Source organism: Streptomyces sp. NBC_01012 (genome assembly GCF_045162755.1).
In the GTDB taxonomy this organism is placed as follows: domain Bacteria; phylum Actinomycetota; class Actinomycetes; order Streptomycetales; family Streptomycetaceae; genus Streptomyces.
Map to the genome: position 1 here is coordinate 7449117 of NZ_CP108688.1, position 14107 is coordinate 7463223.

Here is a 14107-nt window from a genome sequence, read left to right on the forward strand (position 1 = left end):
GGACGGAAGCAGTTCGCGCACGTGGCCACGAAGCTGACATGCGGCCGCAACAGACACACCGGGCCGGCCCCTCGTCCCTGGGGGCCGGCCCGGCGTCGGGTGTGCGTCAGTCCTGGGTGAACATGCCGCTGCGCAGCTTGCGGAGCAGGCGGCTGAGCAGCCGGGAGACATGCATCTGCGAGATGCCGAGCTCCTCGCCGATCTGAGCCTGTGTCATCTCCTGGCCGAAACGCATGTCGATGATGCGGCGCTCGCGTGCGTCGAGATCCTCCAGCAGCGGGGCGAGCGCGTGGAGGTTCTCCACCGTCTCCATAGCGGGGTCGGGTTCGCCCAGGACATCGGCCATGGTGCGCCCGCCCGAGGCGTGACCCGTCGGCTCCGCAGCGTCGGCCGGCAGGTCGATCGATCCCGCCGTGTAGCCGTTGGCCGCGACGATGCCCTCGGTGATCTCCTTCTCGTCGAGGCCGAGGTGTTCGGCGAGCTCCCGCACCGAGGGGTCCCGGTCCAGGTCGGCGGCCAGAGCCTCCTTCGCCTTCGCGAGATCCACCCGCAACTCCTGAAGCCGCCTCGGTACATGTACGGACCAGGTGGTGTCCCGGAAGAAGCGCTTGATCTCACCGACGATGTAGGGCACGGCGAACGAGGTGAACTCCACCTCGCGGGTGAGGTCGAAACGGTCGATGGCCTTGATCAGACCGATGGTGCCGACCTGGACGATGTCCTCCATGTCGCCGCTGCCGCGGTTGCGGAAGCGTCCGGCGGCGAACCGCACGAGCGACAGGTTCATCTCGATCAGGGTGTTCCGGGCGTACTGGTACTCGGGGGTGCCCTCCTCGATCACCCGCAGGCGGTCGAAGAAGAGCTTCGACAGCTTCCGCGCGTCCTGGGGTGCGACCTGCCCGGCGTCCTCGATCCGTGGAAGCCGGGCCGGAGCACCTGCTCGTCCCGCGTCGGCGGTTTGTGCAGTGTGCGCGGTCATCCCGTCACGCTCCTCGAATGGTGTGCCGTGAGGTGTAATCGCCTGCCCGCCTCTCGGCAACTCATGCCGGAGGGGGACGATTTGAGCCGGATTCATGCCGAAGACGGCGGGAGGGGCAACGGCCGCCCTCCGGGCCGCGACGGCGGAGCCCGGCCTGTGGGAGCACACAGAACCGCCCCACCGGTACGGGGGAGCCCGGTGGGGCGGTCATCTCCAGAGTGCCACAGCCCGACGCCGGTTGGGGGCGTAACCCACGTAGTGATGCACGATTCGCAGGACCGGCCGCCGGGTGGTGCACGCCGGAGCACTTCGATTGCGGGTGTGTGAACGGACCGGCGGCCCGGGAATACGCACGCGCGGATCAGCCTTCCCTCTCTGTCGCCGCCCGCACATCGACCGGAGTGAGAGAGTCCATGCCCGAGGCCACACCCCTGTCCGCCGATCCGCCCCACCCGCTGGACAACCCCGCCCGTGCCTCCCTGACCGGTCCGCACGCCCACTTCGCCGAGCGGCGCGGCCGCATCCTGCGCTACCGCCCCGACGTCACCCCCTGGCTCGCTCTGCCCGAGGCGCCCGACGCCCAGGACTGGGCCGATGTCGCCGCGCTCGCGGGCCCCGGCGCGTCCGTCACGCTCACCGCCTTCCGCGAGCCCCCGCCGTCCGACTGGGAGATCGTCTTCCAGGCCGAGGGCGTCCAGCTGGTGGACGAGTCCGTGGAAGCCGCCCCCGACCCGGAGACCGTGCTCCTCGGCCCGGCCGACGTGCCGGAGATGCTGGACCTGGTCGAGCGCACCCGCCCCGGCCCGTTCCTGCCGCGCACCGTCGAGCTCGGCACCTATCTCGGTGTCCGCCGCGACGGGGTCCTGGTCGCGATGGCGGGGGAGCGGCTGCACCCGCCCGGCTGGACCGAGATCAGCGGTGTGTGCACCGACAGCTCGGTGCGGGGCCAGGGGCTCGCGACCCGTCTCATCAGGGCGGTCGCCCACGGCATCAGGGAGCGGGGCGAGACGCCCTTCCTGCACGCCGCCGCGTCGAACACCTCCGCCATCCGGCTCTACGAGTCCCTCGGCTTCGCCCTGCGCCGCAGGACCGCGTTCCTCTCCGCCCTGGTGCCGGCGGAGGTGGAGCCGCATGCCGACGCCAGGCCCCGGGGCCGGGGTACGGGTAGCTTGGAACACGTGGGGCACTAGGGACGAACAAGCGGGAGGCGTGCCGTGGTCATGGGACTCGGGCGCCCGTCAGCGGCGCACAGAGCGCCGCTGCCCGGCACATACCAGGAGGAGGCCGATGCGGGCGCCCCCCGCATCGGGAACTGGGCGCTCGCGCTGTGGCTCCTGGTCCTGACCGCCGTGGTCGTCGTCCTCGACGCACTCACCCACAGCGAGCTTCCGCTCGTCCCCCTCATGGTCGTACTGCCCGCGCTGGCCTCCGTCTTCTGTACGGTCCGCCAGACCACCGTGGTGGCGGTATGGGTCATGCTGGTGGTCATCGGCTCCCGGTTCATCTGGTCGGGGGCATTCTGGGGCGTGGTCTTCCTCATCGGCTTCTCCGCCCTCGCCTGCGGACTGGGCGTCGTCGCCTGTGTCGCGCGGATCCGGCACGCCAACGAGGTGGCGAGACTGCGCACGGCAGCCGTCGCGCTCCAGCGCCAGATCCTGCGCCCGCTCCCCGTCACCACACGGCAGGTCTGCGCCCACGGCCTCTACGAGCCGATCGAGGAGGACCGCTTCGTCGGCGGTGACATCTACGAGGTCGTGCAGTCGCCCCACGGGACGCGCGTGATCATCGGCGATGTGCAGGGCAAGGGGCTGCAGGCCATCGGTGCCGGTTTCGCGGCGCTCGGCGCGTTCAGGGAGGCGGCCGTGAGGGAGCCCGAGCTCACCGCCGTGGCCGAGGCCGTCGAGGACGCGGTCGTCCGGCACAACGAATTCTCCGCGGAGTCCGGCGAGACCGAGCGCTTCGTGACCGCCCTGCTGCTGGGTTTCGACGGCGGCGACCGGGTGCGGGTCGTCAACTGCGGTCATCTGCCGCCACGGCTGCTGCACGACGGGAAGGCGTCGAAGGTCATCCTGCGCCGGACGTCCGTGCCGCTGGGCATGGAGGATCTCGGCGGCGAGGCCCGCGCCGCCGAGTGGATCGACTTTCCCCCGGGCGCCGCGCTGCTGGTCTTCACCGACGGGGTGACCGAGGCGCGCGACGCGGAAGGCGCCTTCTACCCCCTCGACGAACGGCTCGGCCGATGGGTGGGGCGCGAGCCCGACGCGGTTCTGGACGCCCTCCAGGCCGACCTGGCGACCTTCTCCGGGGGCGTACGCCGTGACGACGTGGCCGTGCTGGTCCTGAGCAGACCGACGCACGGCGGGAGCACGGAGGAGTACCTCGGGGAGTCCCCGGTGAACGGCGGCACGAAGTAACACCCGCACCACTCTTGACGCATACATGCCCCTCGGGAACCCTCATGGGAGCGCTCCCGCATCGTCTGATGGGAGCGCTCCCGCACGTTCGCCGCGACAGAGGGACGGACACCCATGCGCACCGGAACCACCCTGCTGAAAGCCCTGCCTCTCGCCTGTACGGCAGCCCTTCTGCTGACCGTGCAGACGGCCGCCGCCGGCCCCGTGGACGATGCGCGGACCACCGCCGCGACCCGCACCGGCAGCGGCGGTGACCGGCTGTACGCCCCCGAGGCCAACCCCGGCGCGTACACCCAGGCCCTGGACCTCGTACGCCATGGCAAGGTGCGCGACGCCGCCGGAGTCGTGGCCATGGCTCGTACGCCGCACGCCGTCTGGTTCGGCGACCAGAGCCCCGCCGAAGTCGAGAAGGAGGCGGGACGGGTCGTGCGTGAGGCCGGCAGACAGCACTCCGTCCCGGCCTTCGCCCTCTACAACGTCCCGGGCCGGGACTGCGCCAACTACTCCGGCGGCGGCGCCTCCACGACCGAGGAGTACCGCGACTGGATCGACGCCGTCGCCCGGGGCATCGGGGACGGAGAGGCGCTGGTCGTCCTGGAGCCGGACTCCCTCGCCCTGCTCCCCGCCGACTGCGGGCAGGACGACGCGGAGGGCACGAAGACCGCGGCCCGCTACACCGAGGTGAACTACGCGGTCGACACACTGGAGCCACTCGCAGGCACCAAGGTCTACCTCGACACCGGGCACCCGGGCTGGCACTCGGTCACCAGCATCGTGCCGCGTCTCGTGGAAGGTGGTGTGGAGCGGGCCACCGGCTTCTACACCAACGCCTCCAACTACTTCACCGAGGAGGACAGCGCCTGGTACGGCACGCTCATCTCCTCCTGCCTCGCCTACGTGGACAAGGGCGGCGACGCCGCCGACTGCCCCGACCAGAATTGGCCGCGCGCCGACGCCCAGGCCTGGCTCGACGCCCATGACGACACCGACCCCGCCCGGATGAAGCACTTCATCACCGACTCCAGCCGCAACGGCCAGGGCACCTGGACCCCGCCCGCAGACACGTACACCGACCCGCAGGAATGGTGCAACCCGCCGGACCGCGGCCTGGGCGCCCGTCCCACCACCCGCACCGGCGACCCGCTCCACGACGCACGTCTGTGGATCAAGATCCCGGGTGAGTCCGACGGTCTCTGCCTGCGCGGGACGGAGGGGCCCGAGGACCCGGAGCGCGGGACGCTCGACCCGGCCGCGGGTGACTGGTTCCCCGAACAGGCCCTGGAGCTCGTCAGGTTCGCCGAGCCCCCGCTGTTCTGACATCCGCTCCCATGATCCAGGCCGTCCGACGGCACAGCCGTGCCGTCGGACGGCCTGGATCATGAACCCGGGCGGCCGTACGCTCGTCCCATCCTGGCCCCCACACACAGGAGTTACCCATGGGACAGCACTCCGTCGTGATCGACCCCGCAGGCCGCGACATCCACGGGGAAGCGGACGCCCTGCGCGCCCAGGGCTCCGTCGCGCGGGTCGAACTGCCCGGCGGAATCACGGCCTGGGCGCCGACCGGGCACCAGGTGCTCAAGCAGCTGCTCGCCGACGACCGGGTGTCCAAGGACCCCGACCGGCACTGGCCCGCCTGGATCGAGGGGAAGTTCCGGGAGACCTGGGTCAACACCTGGGTGGGCGTGACCAACATGTTCACCGCCTACGGCGCCGACCACCGGCGGCTGCGCAAACTCATCTCCCCGGCCTTCACCAAGCGCCGCACCGATGCGCTGGCCCCCCGTATCGAGGAGATCGGCGCCCGCCTCCTCGACGCGATGGCGGAGCGGGCCGCCGAAGGTCCCGTGGACCTCAGGGCGGCCTACGCGCACCCCCTGCCCATGGAGGTCATCTGCGAGCTCTTCGGGGTTCCGGCCGGGAGCAGGGCGGACACGGCGAGGCTCGTCGGTGAGGTCATGGACACCACCGTCACACCCGAACAGGCCCTCGCCACCTGGCAGGAGGTCCACGCCCTGCTGGCCGGGCTCGTCGCGGCCAAGCGACGGAAGCCCGGGGAGGATCTGACCAGTGCGCTGATCGCCGCACGGGACGAGGAGGGCTCGGGCCTCACCGAGGACGAACTCTTCGACACCCTCCTCCTCGTCATCGGCGCGGGCCACGAGACCACGGTCAACCTCATCGGCAACGCCGTGCACGCCCTCCTCACCCACCCGGACCACCTCGCCCGGGTGCTCGCCGGCGACATCGCCTGGAGCGAGGTCGTCGAGGAGACGCTGCGCTGGGCGCCGTCGATCGCCAACCTCCCCCTGCGGTACGCCGTCGACGACATCGAGCTGCACGACGGGATCACCATCGCCCGGGGTGACGCGATCCTCGCGACGTACGCCTCCGCGGGCCGCGACCCCGGACGCCACGGCGGGGACGCGCACCACTTCGACCCCACCCGGATCGACAAGGACCATCTCGCCTTCGGCCACGGAGTGCACTACTGCGTCGGCGCCCCGCTGGCCCGCCTGGAGGCGTCGATCGCCCTGCCCGCGCTCTTCGCCCGCTTCCCGGCCCTGAGGCTCGCCGATCCGGACGTCCCCGCCGCCCAGGTGGAGTCGTTCATCGCCTACGGATTCGGCACACTGCCCGTGCGGGTGGGCTGAGTTCCACGACACCCCGTGTTCACCATAGGGACTCATGGGATCTTGTACGTGTAGCGTTCATCTATCCGATGGGCTGCGGTCAGGAATCCCATGGATGTTTTCGGCCATGGACATCCCCCGTTTCGGAATCCCCGAGAAGCTCGCCGGCCGCATGAGCATGGCCGAGCAGCACGAGTACCTGCGCGGCCGGCTCACCCGGCGCGGTGTGCTCCGCACGAGCGTGGCCACCGCGGCCGTCGCGGGCACCGGTCTGGCCTCGGGCATCGCCTCCCAGCCGGCGTATGCCGCCACGCACGACGCGGTCACCTCGCGCCCGAGCTCGACACGGGTGGACGGTTCGCTGGTCGCCCCCTTCGGCCGGCACCTCGCGTACGGGGCCGACACGAAGAGCCAGATGACGGTCTCCTGGCAGGTCCCCTTCGCGGTGAAGCGGCCCTACATCCGGATCGGGCTCAAGCCGTGGACACTCAGCCGCAGGATCGACGCCGAGATGCGTAACCTGACGACGCCTCTGCTCAACGACGGCAAGATCGCGGCCGCCGAACAGTTCTACGTACACGCGGCCCTGGAGCGCCTCAAGCCCGGCACGACCTACTACTACGGCGTCGGCCACGACGGCTTCGACCCGGCCGACACCCGCAACCTGGGCACGCTCGGCACCTTCACCACCGCGCCCGCGCGCGCCGAGGCCTTCACCTTCACGGCCTTCGGCGACCAGGGCGTCAGCTACGAAGCGCTCGGCAACGACCAGCTCATCCTCGGTCAGCACCCCGCCTTCCACCTGCACGCGGGCGACATCTGCTACGCCGACCCGTCGGGTTCGGGACAGGAGGACGACGTCTACGACGCCCGCACCTGGGACCAGTTCCTCGCGCAGACGGAGACCGTTGCCAAGACCGTGCCCTGGATGGTGACGACCGGCAACCACGACATGGAGGCCTGGTACTCACCGGACGGTTACGGCGGCCAGAACGCCCGCTGGACCCTGCCGGACAACGGCCCCGACCCGGTCGGTCTGCCCGGCGTCTACTCCTTCACGCACGGGAACGTCGGTGTGATCGCACTCGACGCCAACGACGTCTCGTACGAGATCCCGGCCAACTTCGGTATCAGCGACGGCAAGCAGACGCGCTGGCTGGACCGGCGGCTCGGCGAGCTGCGGGCCCGGCACGACATCGACTTCCTCGTGGTGTTCTTCCACCACTGCGCGTTCTCCACGACCAACGCGCACGCCTCCGACGGCGGAGTGCGTGACGCCTGGGTGCCGCTCTTCGAGAAGCACCAGGTCGACCTGGTCATCAACGGCCACAACCACGTCTACGAGCGCACCGACGCGATCCTGAAGAACACGGTGCGGCGCGCGGTCCCGATCGGCGAGCGCACCGACCCGACCCGGGACGGCATCGTGTACGTCACGGCCGGCGGCGCGGGCAAGGCGCTGTACGACTTCCCGGCGCCCGACAGCTACGAGGGCCACCTCTCGGACACGGAGAGCGTGGACACCTACCACGTGGTCAAGGGTGGCGGAAAGGCGACCGAGACCGTCGAGTGGTCCCGGGTGCGCTACACCGGCTTCTCGTTCCTCGCGGTGGAGGTGGAGACCGGCCGGAACGCCCGTATGAAGGTCACGGCGCTCGCCGAGTCCGGAGAGCGCGTCGACCACTTCGAGATCAGCCGGGGCTGAGCACCCCGACGCGCCGGTGCGGGTGCGGGCGTACACCGTCCGGGCCCGCCCGCACCGGGCGGGGTGGCCCGCCGCCGGAAAATCACCGGTGCGGGCGCCCGGGCATGGTTACACTGGCCGCATGGGTTCGTACTACTTCTTTCTCTGATACACGGCAAGGACGCCGCCACGCGACGCCGAGCGTCGCCGTGTGACCCTCCGGGTCACACCGTGGGCCGCAGTCCTCCCCGCTGTCCGACACCACGCTCACGCGGTGCGCTCCCTCCGTCCCCGACGTCGGGACGCGCCCCGCCGAGGGCCTGTCACTTCAGGGAAAGCACCCATGTCTCTTCAGCACCCCCGCGCCCAGCTGGCCATGAACGACGTCTCCAAGGCGTACGGCGACCGGTCCGTACTCGACCAGGTGTCCCTCACCGTCCGCCCCGGCGAGAAGGCCGGTGTCATCGGCGAGAACGGGTCGGGGAAGTCCACCCTGCTCCGGCTGATGGCCGGCGCCGAGACCCCGGACAGCGGTGACATCACCGTCAGCTTCCCGGGCGGCACCGGTCACCTCGCGCAGACCCTCACCCTCGACCCCGGCGGCACGGTCCAGGACGCCGTCGACGCCGCCCTCGCCGAACTCCGCGCCCTGGAACGGGCGATCCGCGAGGCGGAGAGCGCGCTGTCCGACGGGGACCCCACCGACGCGCGGCTCGCCGCGTACGGGGACCTGCTGACGGCGTACGAGGAGCGCGGCGGATACCAGGCGGACGCCAGGACCGATGCCGCGCTCCACGGCCTCGGGCTCGGCCGGCTCAGCCGCGACCGCGTGCTCGGGACGCTGTCGGGCGGTGAGCAGTCCCGGCTGGCCCTGGCCTGTGTGCTGGCCGCCGCACCGGAACTCCTGCTCCTCGACGAGCCGACCAACCATCTCGACGCCACCGCGGTCAGCTGGCTTGAGGAGCACCTGCGCGCGCACCGGGGCACCCTGGTCGCCGTCACCCACGACCGGGCGTTCCTGGAGCGGATCACCACCGTGATCCTGGAGGTCGACCGTGATCTGCGGAGCGTCTCCCGGTACGGCGACGGCTGGGACGGCTACCGCACGGCGAAGGCCGCCGCCCGCCGCCGATGGGCCCAGGAGCACCAGGAGTGGCTGGCCGAGCTGGCCGGCGCCGAGGAGCTGGTGGGCTCCGCCGGACGCCGCCTCGCGGGAACGGGCAAGGACCCCGGGCAGGGCTTCGGCAAGCACCGCAGGTCGCACGAGGCCAAGCTGTCCGGCCAGGTCAGGACCGCCAGGACCCGGCTGGAGACGCTGCGCGGCTCACCCGTTCCCGCACCCCCAAGGCCGCTGCGCTTCACCGCCGACCTGGCCCTCGCCTCCGCGCACGACGGGCCGGCGGCCGGGGACAGCACATCCGCCCCGCTCGCCGAGCTGGACTCCGTCCGCGTCGGCGAACGTCTCGACCTGCCCTCGCTGCGCGTCGAGCCCGGCTGCCGGCTTCTGGTCACCGGGCCCAACGGCGCGGGCAAGACCACCCTCCTGCGCGTCCTGGCCGGAGACCTCGTGCCGGACGCCGGCACGGTCAGGCGGCGCGGCGCGATCGGCTACCTCCCGCAGGAGCTCCCCGTCAGGCCCACCCGCCGCACCCTGCTCGCCACCTTCGCCGCGGGCCGGCCGGGATTCCCGGACGAGTACGTGGAGGAACTGCTGGCCCTCGGACTGTTCCGCCCCGATGACCTGCACGTGCCCGTGGCGTCCCTGTCCATCGGGCAGCAGCGCAGGCTCGCCCTGGCACGGCTGGTGACCCGTCCGGCGGATCTCCTGATCCTGGACGAGCCGACCAACCACATCGCGCTCGGTCTGGTCGAGGAGCTGGAGGCGGCGCTCGACGGGTACGCGGGAGGCGTCGTGGTCGTCTCGCACGACCGCAGCTTCCGGAGCCGCTTCACCGGCGAACGCCTCGAACTGCGGGCAGGGCGCGCGATGACGGCCACGGCCCACGCCCCCGGGGGACGCGCGATGACGGCCACGGTCTACGCCTCCGAAGGCGCGCGCCCCTCGCGTACGTAGGCGCGCAGCCGCTCGACGAAGACCCGCTGGCCGGCGACCAGCCGTTCGACGGCCTCGTCCGGTGTGCACCAGGCGAACCGGTCCATCTCCGGGAACTCCCGCAGCACACCGGACCCCCTCGGCCACTCCATGGTGAACGTGCCGGGGACCGCCAGGCCGGGGTCGAGGTCCGCCTCCACCGCCCATACGGTCACGGTCTTGCCGCCGGACTGACGGGTCTCGCCCAGCGGCACCCAGGCCCCGTCGGGGAGGGGGAGTCCGAGCTCCTCCTCGAACTCCCGGCGCGCGGCGGCGGCAGGCTCCTCGGGCGGCTCGTACTCGCCCTTGGGGGCGGACCAGGCGGCCGTCTCGCGGCGGGCCCAGAACGGTCCGCCCATATGGCCGATCAGCACCTCGGCGTCCGGCCGGCCGTCCGCGCAGGTCACGGTCCGGAAGAGGAGAAGCCCCGCGCTGCGCCTGACTGCCGACATGCCGTCAAGTGTGCGGCCCCGGCGCGCCCGGGGCCACCGGACCGAGGTGCGGCGATGCGAGCGGGCGCGCCGGGGCCGCCGGGGTCACCCGTTCGCCGCGCGTTGTTCCTCCTGATGTCCCTGTTGCCCTCTGGTGCCTCCCATCCGGCCCGGTCATGCTGTCCGCCGACAGCGCAGTTCCGGTGAGCAACCCGCTCCGCACCAGGAGGACTTGTGGGCCCTGGCATCTCACGCGGCACCCTTCGGCCACTCGTGCTGCTGGCGACGGTGGCGGCGACGGCGCTCGGCGCCGTCGCGCCCGCGGCAGCCGACCCGACCCCGGACCCCCGCCCGCACACCACCGCCGAGATCCTCAGACCCGTCGCCCCGCCGGCCGCGAGCGGCCCCTCCGGCGGCGCGAGATCCGTCGTGGACGGCGACGGCATCGAGACGGCCCGCGCCTCCCGCCCCGTCGCTCCCGGCGTACGTCTGAGCTCCTACGACCGCCTCGAATCCGACAAGTGGCTGCGGGTCGACACCCTCTCCGTCGACCTCGACGGCAGCGGCGTACGCGCCGACTACCTCTCCTCGGGCAAGGTCGCGGACCGGCACACGGTCTCCGAGCTCGCGGCCGCGCACGACCCGGGGCGCGGCCGGCGTACCGTCGCCGCGATCAACGGGGACTTCTTCGACATCGACGGGACCGGAGCACCCGAGGGCCCCGGGATCAAGGACGGCCGGCCGGTCCACTCCCCGGCCCCCGGCGCCGGCCACGCGGTGGGCATCGGGCCGCGGAACGCGGGCCGGGTCCTGGAGCTGTACTTCGACGGCACACTGACCCTCCCCTCGGGCACGCACCCGCTCGCCGCGTACAACGCGGCGAACGTGCCCGCCGACGGCGTCGGCGCCTACACCTCTGCCTGGGGTACCGCCGACCGCGCGCTGACCGTCGACGATGCCCGGCCCGTCGCCGAAGTCGCCGTGCGTGACGGCAAGGTGGTCTCGGTGTCGGACACCCCCGGCTCAGGCCCCGTGCCCGAGGACACCGTGGTCCTCGTCGGCCGTGAGGTAGGCGCCGCCCCGCTGGCCGCCCTGCGGCCAGGAGACCCGGTCGCCGTCGCCTACCGGGCACGCACCGACGGCGGAGCGGTGCCGCGCACCGCAGTGGGCGGCCGGGAGCTGCTCGTCGTCGACGGGGCGGCGCAGGACCACGAGGGCGAGGGCAACGACACCGCCGCGCCCCGCACCGCCGTCGGGTTCTCCAAGGACGGCAGGACCATGCAGGTCATCACCGTCGACGGCCGCCAGAGCGACAGCGGCGGCGTCACCCTCACCGAGCTGGGCGAGATGATGCGCGAGGCGGGCTCGTACAGCGCCCTGAACCTCGACGGCGGCGGCTCGTCGACGCTCGTCGCCCGCGAGCCCGGCAGCGACGCGCTCCAGGTCGAGAACAGCCCCTCCGACGGCAGCGAGCGCACCGTCCCCAACGGCCTCGCCCTGACCGCCCCGGACGGGAGCGGGCGGCTCGAAGGATTCTGGGTCGAGACCCGTACGCCCGCCGCTGCCGCCCCCGGCGACGACCCGGTCGCCGGCGGTCACCCCGAGCGGGTGTTCCCCGGACTGACCCGCCGCCTCACCGCGGCCGGATACGACGAGACGTACGGCCCCGCGGCGGGCAACCCGCGCTGGCGTACCGACGACGCCACGGTCGGCAGCGTCGACGCCCGGGGAACGTTCACCGCCCGCGGCGGCGGCACGACCGACGTCCGGGCGGAACGGGCCGGAGCCCACGGCGCGACCACACTCACCGTCCTCGACCGGCTGGACCGGATCCGGCCCACCACCACGCGCGTCGGCCTGGCGGACAAGGAGGCCGTCGGCGGCTTCGGCATCGTCGGACTCGACGCCCACGGCGCGAGCGCCCCCGTCGAGCCCGCCGACCTCACCCTGGACTACGACCACACATTGTTCGCCGTCGACGACGACGGCCAGGGGTCCTTCACCGTCAGGTCCCTCACCGGGTCCGGAGCGGGGCAGATCAAGGCGACCGTCGCGGGCGTGGCCACGACGCTCGCGGTGACTGTCGGCCTCTCGGAGCAGACCGTGTCGGACTTCGACGACGCCGGATCCTGGACGTTCAGCCAGGCCCGCGCGGCCGGATCGCTCGCCGCGACCCCGGACGGGCACACCGGCACCGGCCTGCGCCTCACCTACGACTTCACCCGGTCGACCGCGACGCGCGCCGCCTACGCGGCCCCGCCCGAGCCCGTCGATGTGCCGGGCCGGCCACAGGCGTTCACACTCTGGATCAACGGCGACGGCAACGGCGCCTGGCCGACGCTGCACCTCAAGGACGCGGCCGGCTCCGACCAGCTGCTGCGGGGGCCCTACATCACCTGGACCGGCTGGCGGCAGGTCACCTTCACCGTGCCGCCCGGTGCGGCGACGCCGCTGTCGGTGTCCCGCTTCTACCTCGCCGAGACGGCCGCGGCCCAGCAGTACACCGGTGAGATCGTCATCGACGGCCTGACCGCCCAAGTGCCGCCCACCGTCGAGCTGCCCGAACAGGAGCGGCCCGCCGACCCGTTGATCGGATCCGCCGCCGAGGTGGAGGGCCGTGACTGGCAGTTCGCGGTGATGTCGGACGCCCAGTTCGTCGCACGCGAACCGGACAGCGCCCTCGTCCGACAGGCCCGCCGCACCCTGCGCGAGATCAAGGCGGCGCACCCCGACTTCCTCGTCGTCAACGGCGACCTCGTCGACGAGGGATCCCCCGCCGATCTCGCCTTCGCCCGCCAGGTCCTGGAAGAGGAACTCGGGGACTCGCTGCCCTGGTACTACGTGCCCGGCAACCACGAGGTGATGGGCGGCACGATCGACGACTTCACCTCGGAGTTCGGCCCCGCACAGCGGACGTTCGACCACAAGGGCACCCGCGTCGTCACGCTCGACACGTCGAGCCTCGGTCTGCGCGGCGGCGGCTTCGCCCAGATCGAGCAGCTGCGTGCCCAGCTGGACGCGGCGGCCGATGACCGGTCCGTCCGGTCCGTGATGCTGATCGAGCACGTGCCGCCGCGCGATCCGACCGTGCAGAAGGGGAGCCGGCTGAGCGACCGCAAGGAGGCCGCCCTCGTCGAGCGGTGGCTCGCCGACTTCCGCCGTACGACGGGCAAGGGCGCGGCCTTCATCGGCAGCCACGTCGGTGTCTTCGACGCCTCGCACGTGGACGGGGTCCCGTACCTGGTCAACGGGAACTCGGGCAAGGCGCCGGCAGCCCCCGCGGACGAGGGCGGGTTCACCGGCTGGTCGCTGATCGGCGCCGACCGGGTCTCCGCCGGCGAACAGACGGCGGCGCGCCGCAAGCCGTGGAAGGGCGGACCCGACTGGGTCTCCGCGCAGACCCGCGCGCATGTCGACGCCCTGGCCCTGGACGCCCCCGCCACGCTCGGAGCGGGGGAGAGCGCGAAGGTGAGCGCACAGGTCACCCAGGGTGCCCTGACCGTCCCGGTGGCCTTCCCGCTCAGCGCGGACTGGACCGCGTCCCCGAACGTCCACATCGGGGACGCGGACGGCGTACGAGGGCGCCACATCGCGACCCTCGACCCCGCCACGGGCACGCTCACCGCGCTCAGGCCGGGCGCGGTGACGCTCGCGGTGAGCGTCAACGGCGTCACCCGGCAGGCACGGATCCGGATCGCGGCCGGGGCGGTGGCGCCGGCCGCCTGACACCCCGTCGTCCATGGGTGACGGCGCGGGAAATCGGTGACGGCGCGGGCCTTGCGCGCCGTCACACCGGCCCCATAGGTTCCACGCTGGAATGGAGTGGGAGCGCTCCCAGTTCTGGCCCTGCCGGGTCCCTGCCCGGCGTCTCGGC

Annotated in this window: 9 protein-coding genes; 7 read left to right on the forward strand and 2 right to left on the reverse strand. The window is 72.4% G+C overall.

Annotated features, from left to right (window positions below):
• Positions 1-106 precede the first annotated feature (106 nt).
• Positions 107-979: a SigB/SigF/SigG family RNA polymerase sigma factor gene (locus OG623_RS33210; RefSeq protein WP_406151307.1), complete on the reverse strand. Its 873-nt coding sequence runs from the start codon at positions 977-979 to the stop codon at positions 107-109.
• Positions 980-1392: 413 nt separating this feature from the next.
• Here OG623_RS33210 and OG623_RS33215 point away from each other — a divergent pair, with 413 nt between their 5' ends.
• The 6 genes from OG623_RS33215 to abc-f all read left to right on the forward strand — a co-directional run bounded on the left by OG623_RS33215 (position 1393) and on the right by abc-f (position 9784).
• Complete coding sequence (locus OG623_RS33215) at positions 1393-2169, forward strand: GNAT family N-acetyltransferase (protein WP_406151308.1); 777 nt, start codon at positions 1393-1395, stop codon at positions 2167-2169.
• Positions 2170-2193: 24 nt separating this feature from the next.
• Positions 2194-3393: a PP2C family protein-serine/threonine phosphatase gene (locus OG623_RS33220; protein ID WP_406151309.1), complete on the forward strand. Its 1200-nt coding sequence runs from the start codon at positions 2194-2196 to the stop codon at positions 3391-3393.
• A 114-nt stretch (positions 3394-3507) separates the two neighbouring features.
• A complete protein-coding gene (locus OG623_RS33225; protein WP_406151310.1) occupies positions 3508-4710 on the forward strand; it encodes a glycoside hydrolase family 6 protein in 1203 nt (400 codons plus the stop codon).
• Between the two features lie 119 nt (positions 4711-4829).
• Positions 4830-6047 carry a cytochrome P450 gene (locus OG623_RS33230; protein ID WP_406151311.1) on the forward strand — a complete coding sequence of 406 codons (1218 nt, stop codon included), beginning with the start codon at positions 4830-4832 and terminating at the stop codon, positions 6045-6047.
• A 106-nt stretch (positions 6048-6153) separates the two neighbouring features.
• Positions 6154-7731: a purple acid phosphatase family protein gene (locus OG623_RS33235; protein ID WP_406151312.1), complete on the forward strand. Its 1578-nt coding sequence runs from the start codon at positions 6154-6156 to the stop codon at positions 7729-7731.
• A 322-nt stretch (positions 7732-8053) separates the two neighbouring features.
• Entirely contained in the window at positions 8054-9784 is a 1731-nt protein-coding gene (gene abc-f, locus OG623_RS33240) for a ribosomal protection-like ABC-F family protein (protein ID WP_406151313.1), read from the forward strand.
• Here abc-f and OG623_RS33245 read toward each other — a convergent pair.
• A complete protein-coding gene (locus tag OG623_RS33245) occupies positions 9748-10254 on the reverse strand; it encodes an NUDIX domain-containing protein (RefSeq protein ID WP_406151314.1) in 507 nt (168 codons plus the stop codon). The two genes, abc-f and OG623_RS33245, sit on opposite strands and share 37 nt — an antisense overlap.
• Positions 10255-10467: 213 nt before the next feature.
• Here OG623_RS33245 and OG623_RS33250 point away from each other — a divergent pair, with 213 nt between their 5' ends.
• Positions 10468-13959, forward strand: a complete 3492-nt coding sequence (locus tag OG623_RS33250; RefSeq protein WP_406151315.1) for a phosphodiester glycosidase family protein — start codon at positions 10468-10470, stop codon at positions 13957-13959.
• Positions 13960-14107 lie beyond the last annotated feature (148 nt).

Coding starts and splice junctions, on each gene's coding strand:
- OG623_RS33235 (WP_406151312.1), top strand. CDS start 6,154: ATGGACATCCCCCGTTTCGGAATCCCCGAGAAGCTCGCCGGCCGCATG.
- abc-f (WP_406151313.1), top strand. CDS start 8,054: ATGTCTCTTCAGCACCCCCGCGCCCAGCTGGCCATGAACGACGTCTCC.
- OG623_RS33215 (WP_406151308.1), top strand. CDS start 1,393: ATGCCCGAGGCCACACCCCTGTCCGCCGATCCGCCCCACCCGCTGGAC.
- OG623_RS33225 (WP_406151310.1), top strand. CDS start 3,508: ATGCGCACCGGAACCACCCTGCTGAAAGCCCTGCCTCTCGCCTGTACG.
- OG623_RS33210 (WP_406151307.1), bottom strand. CDS start 979: ATGACCGCGCACACTGCACAAACCGCCGACGCGGGACGAGCAGGTGCT.
- OG623_RS33245 (WP_406151314.1), bottom strand. CDS start 10,254: ATGTCGGCAGTCAGGCGCAGCGCGGGGCTTCTCCTCTTCCGGACCGTG.
- OG623_RS33230 (WP_406151311.1), top strand. CDS start 4,830: ATGGGACAGCACTCCGTCGTGATCGACCCCGCAGGCCGCGACATCCAC.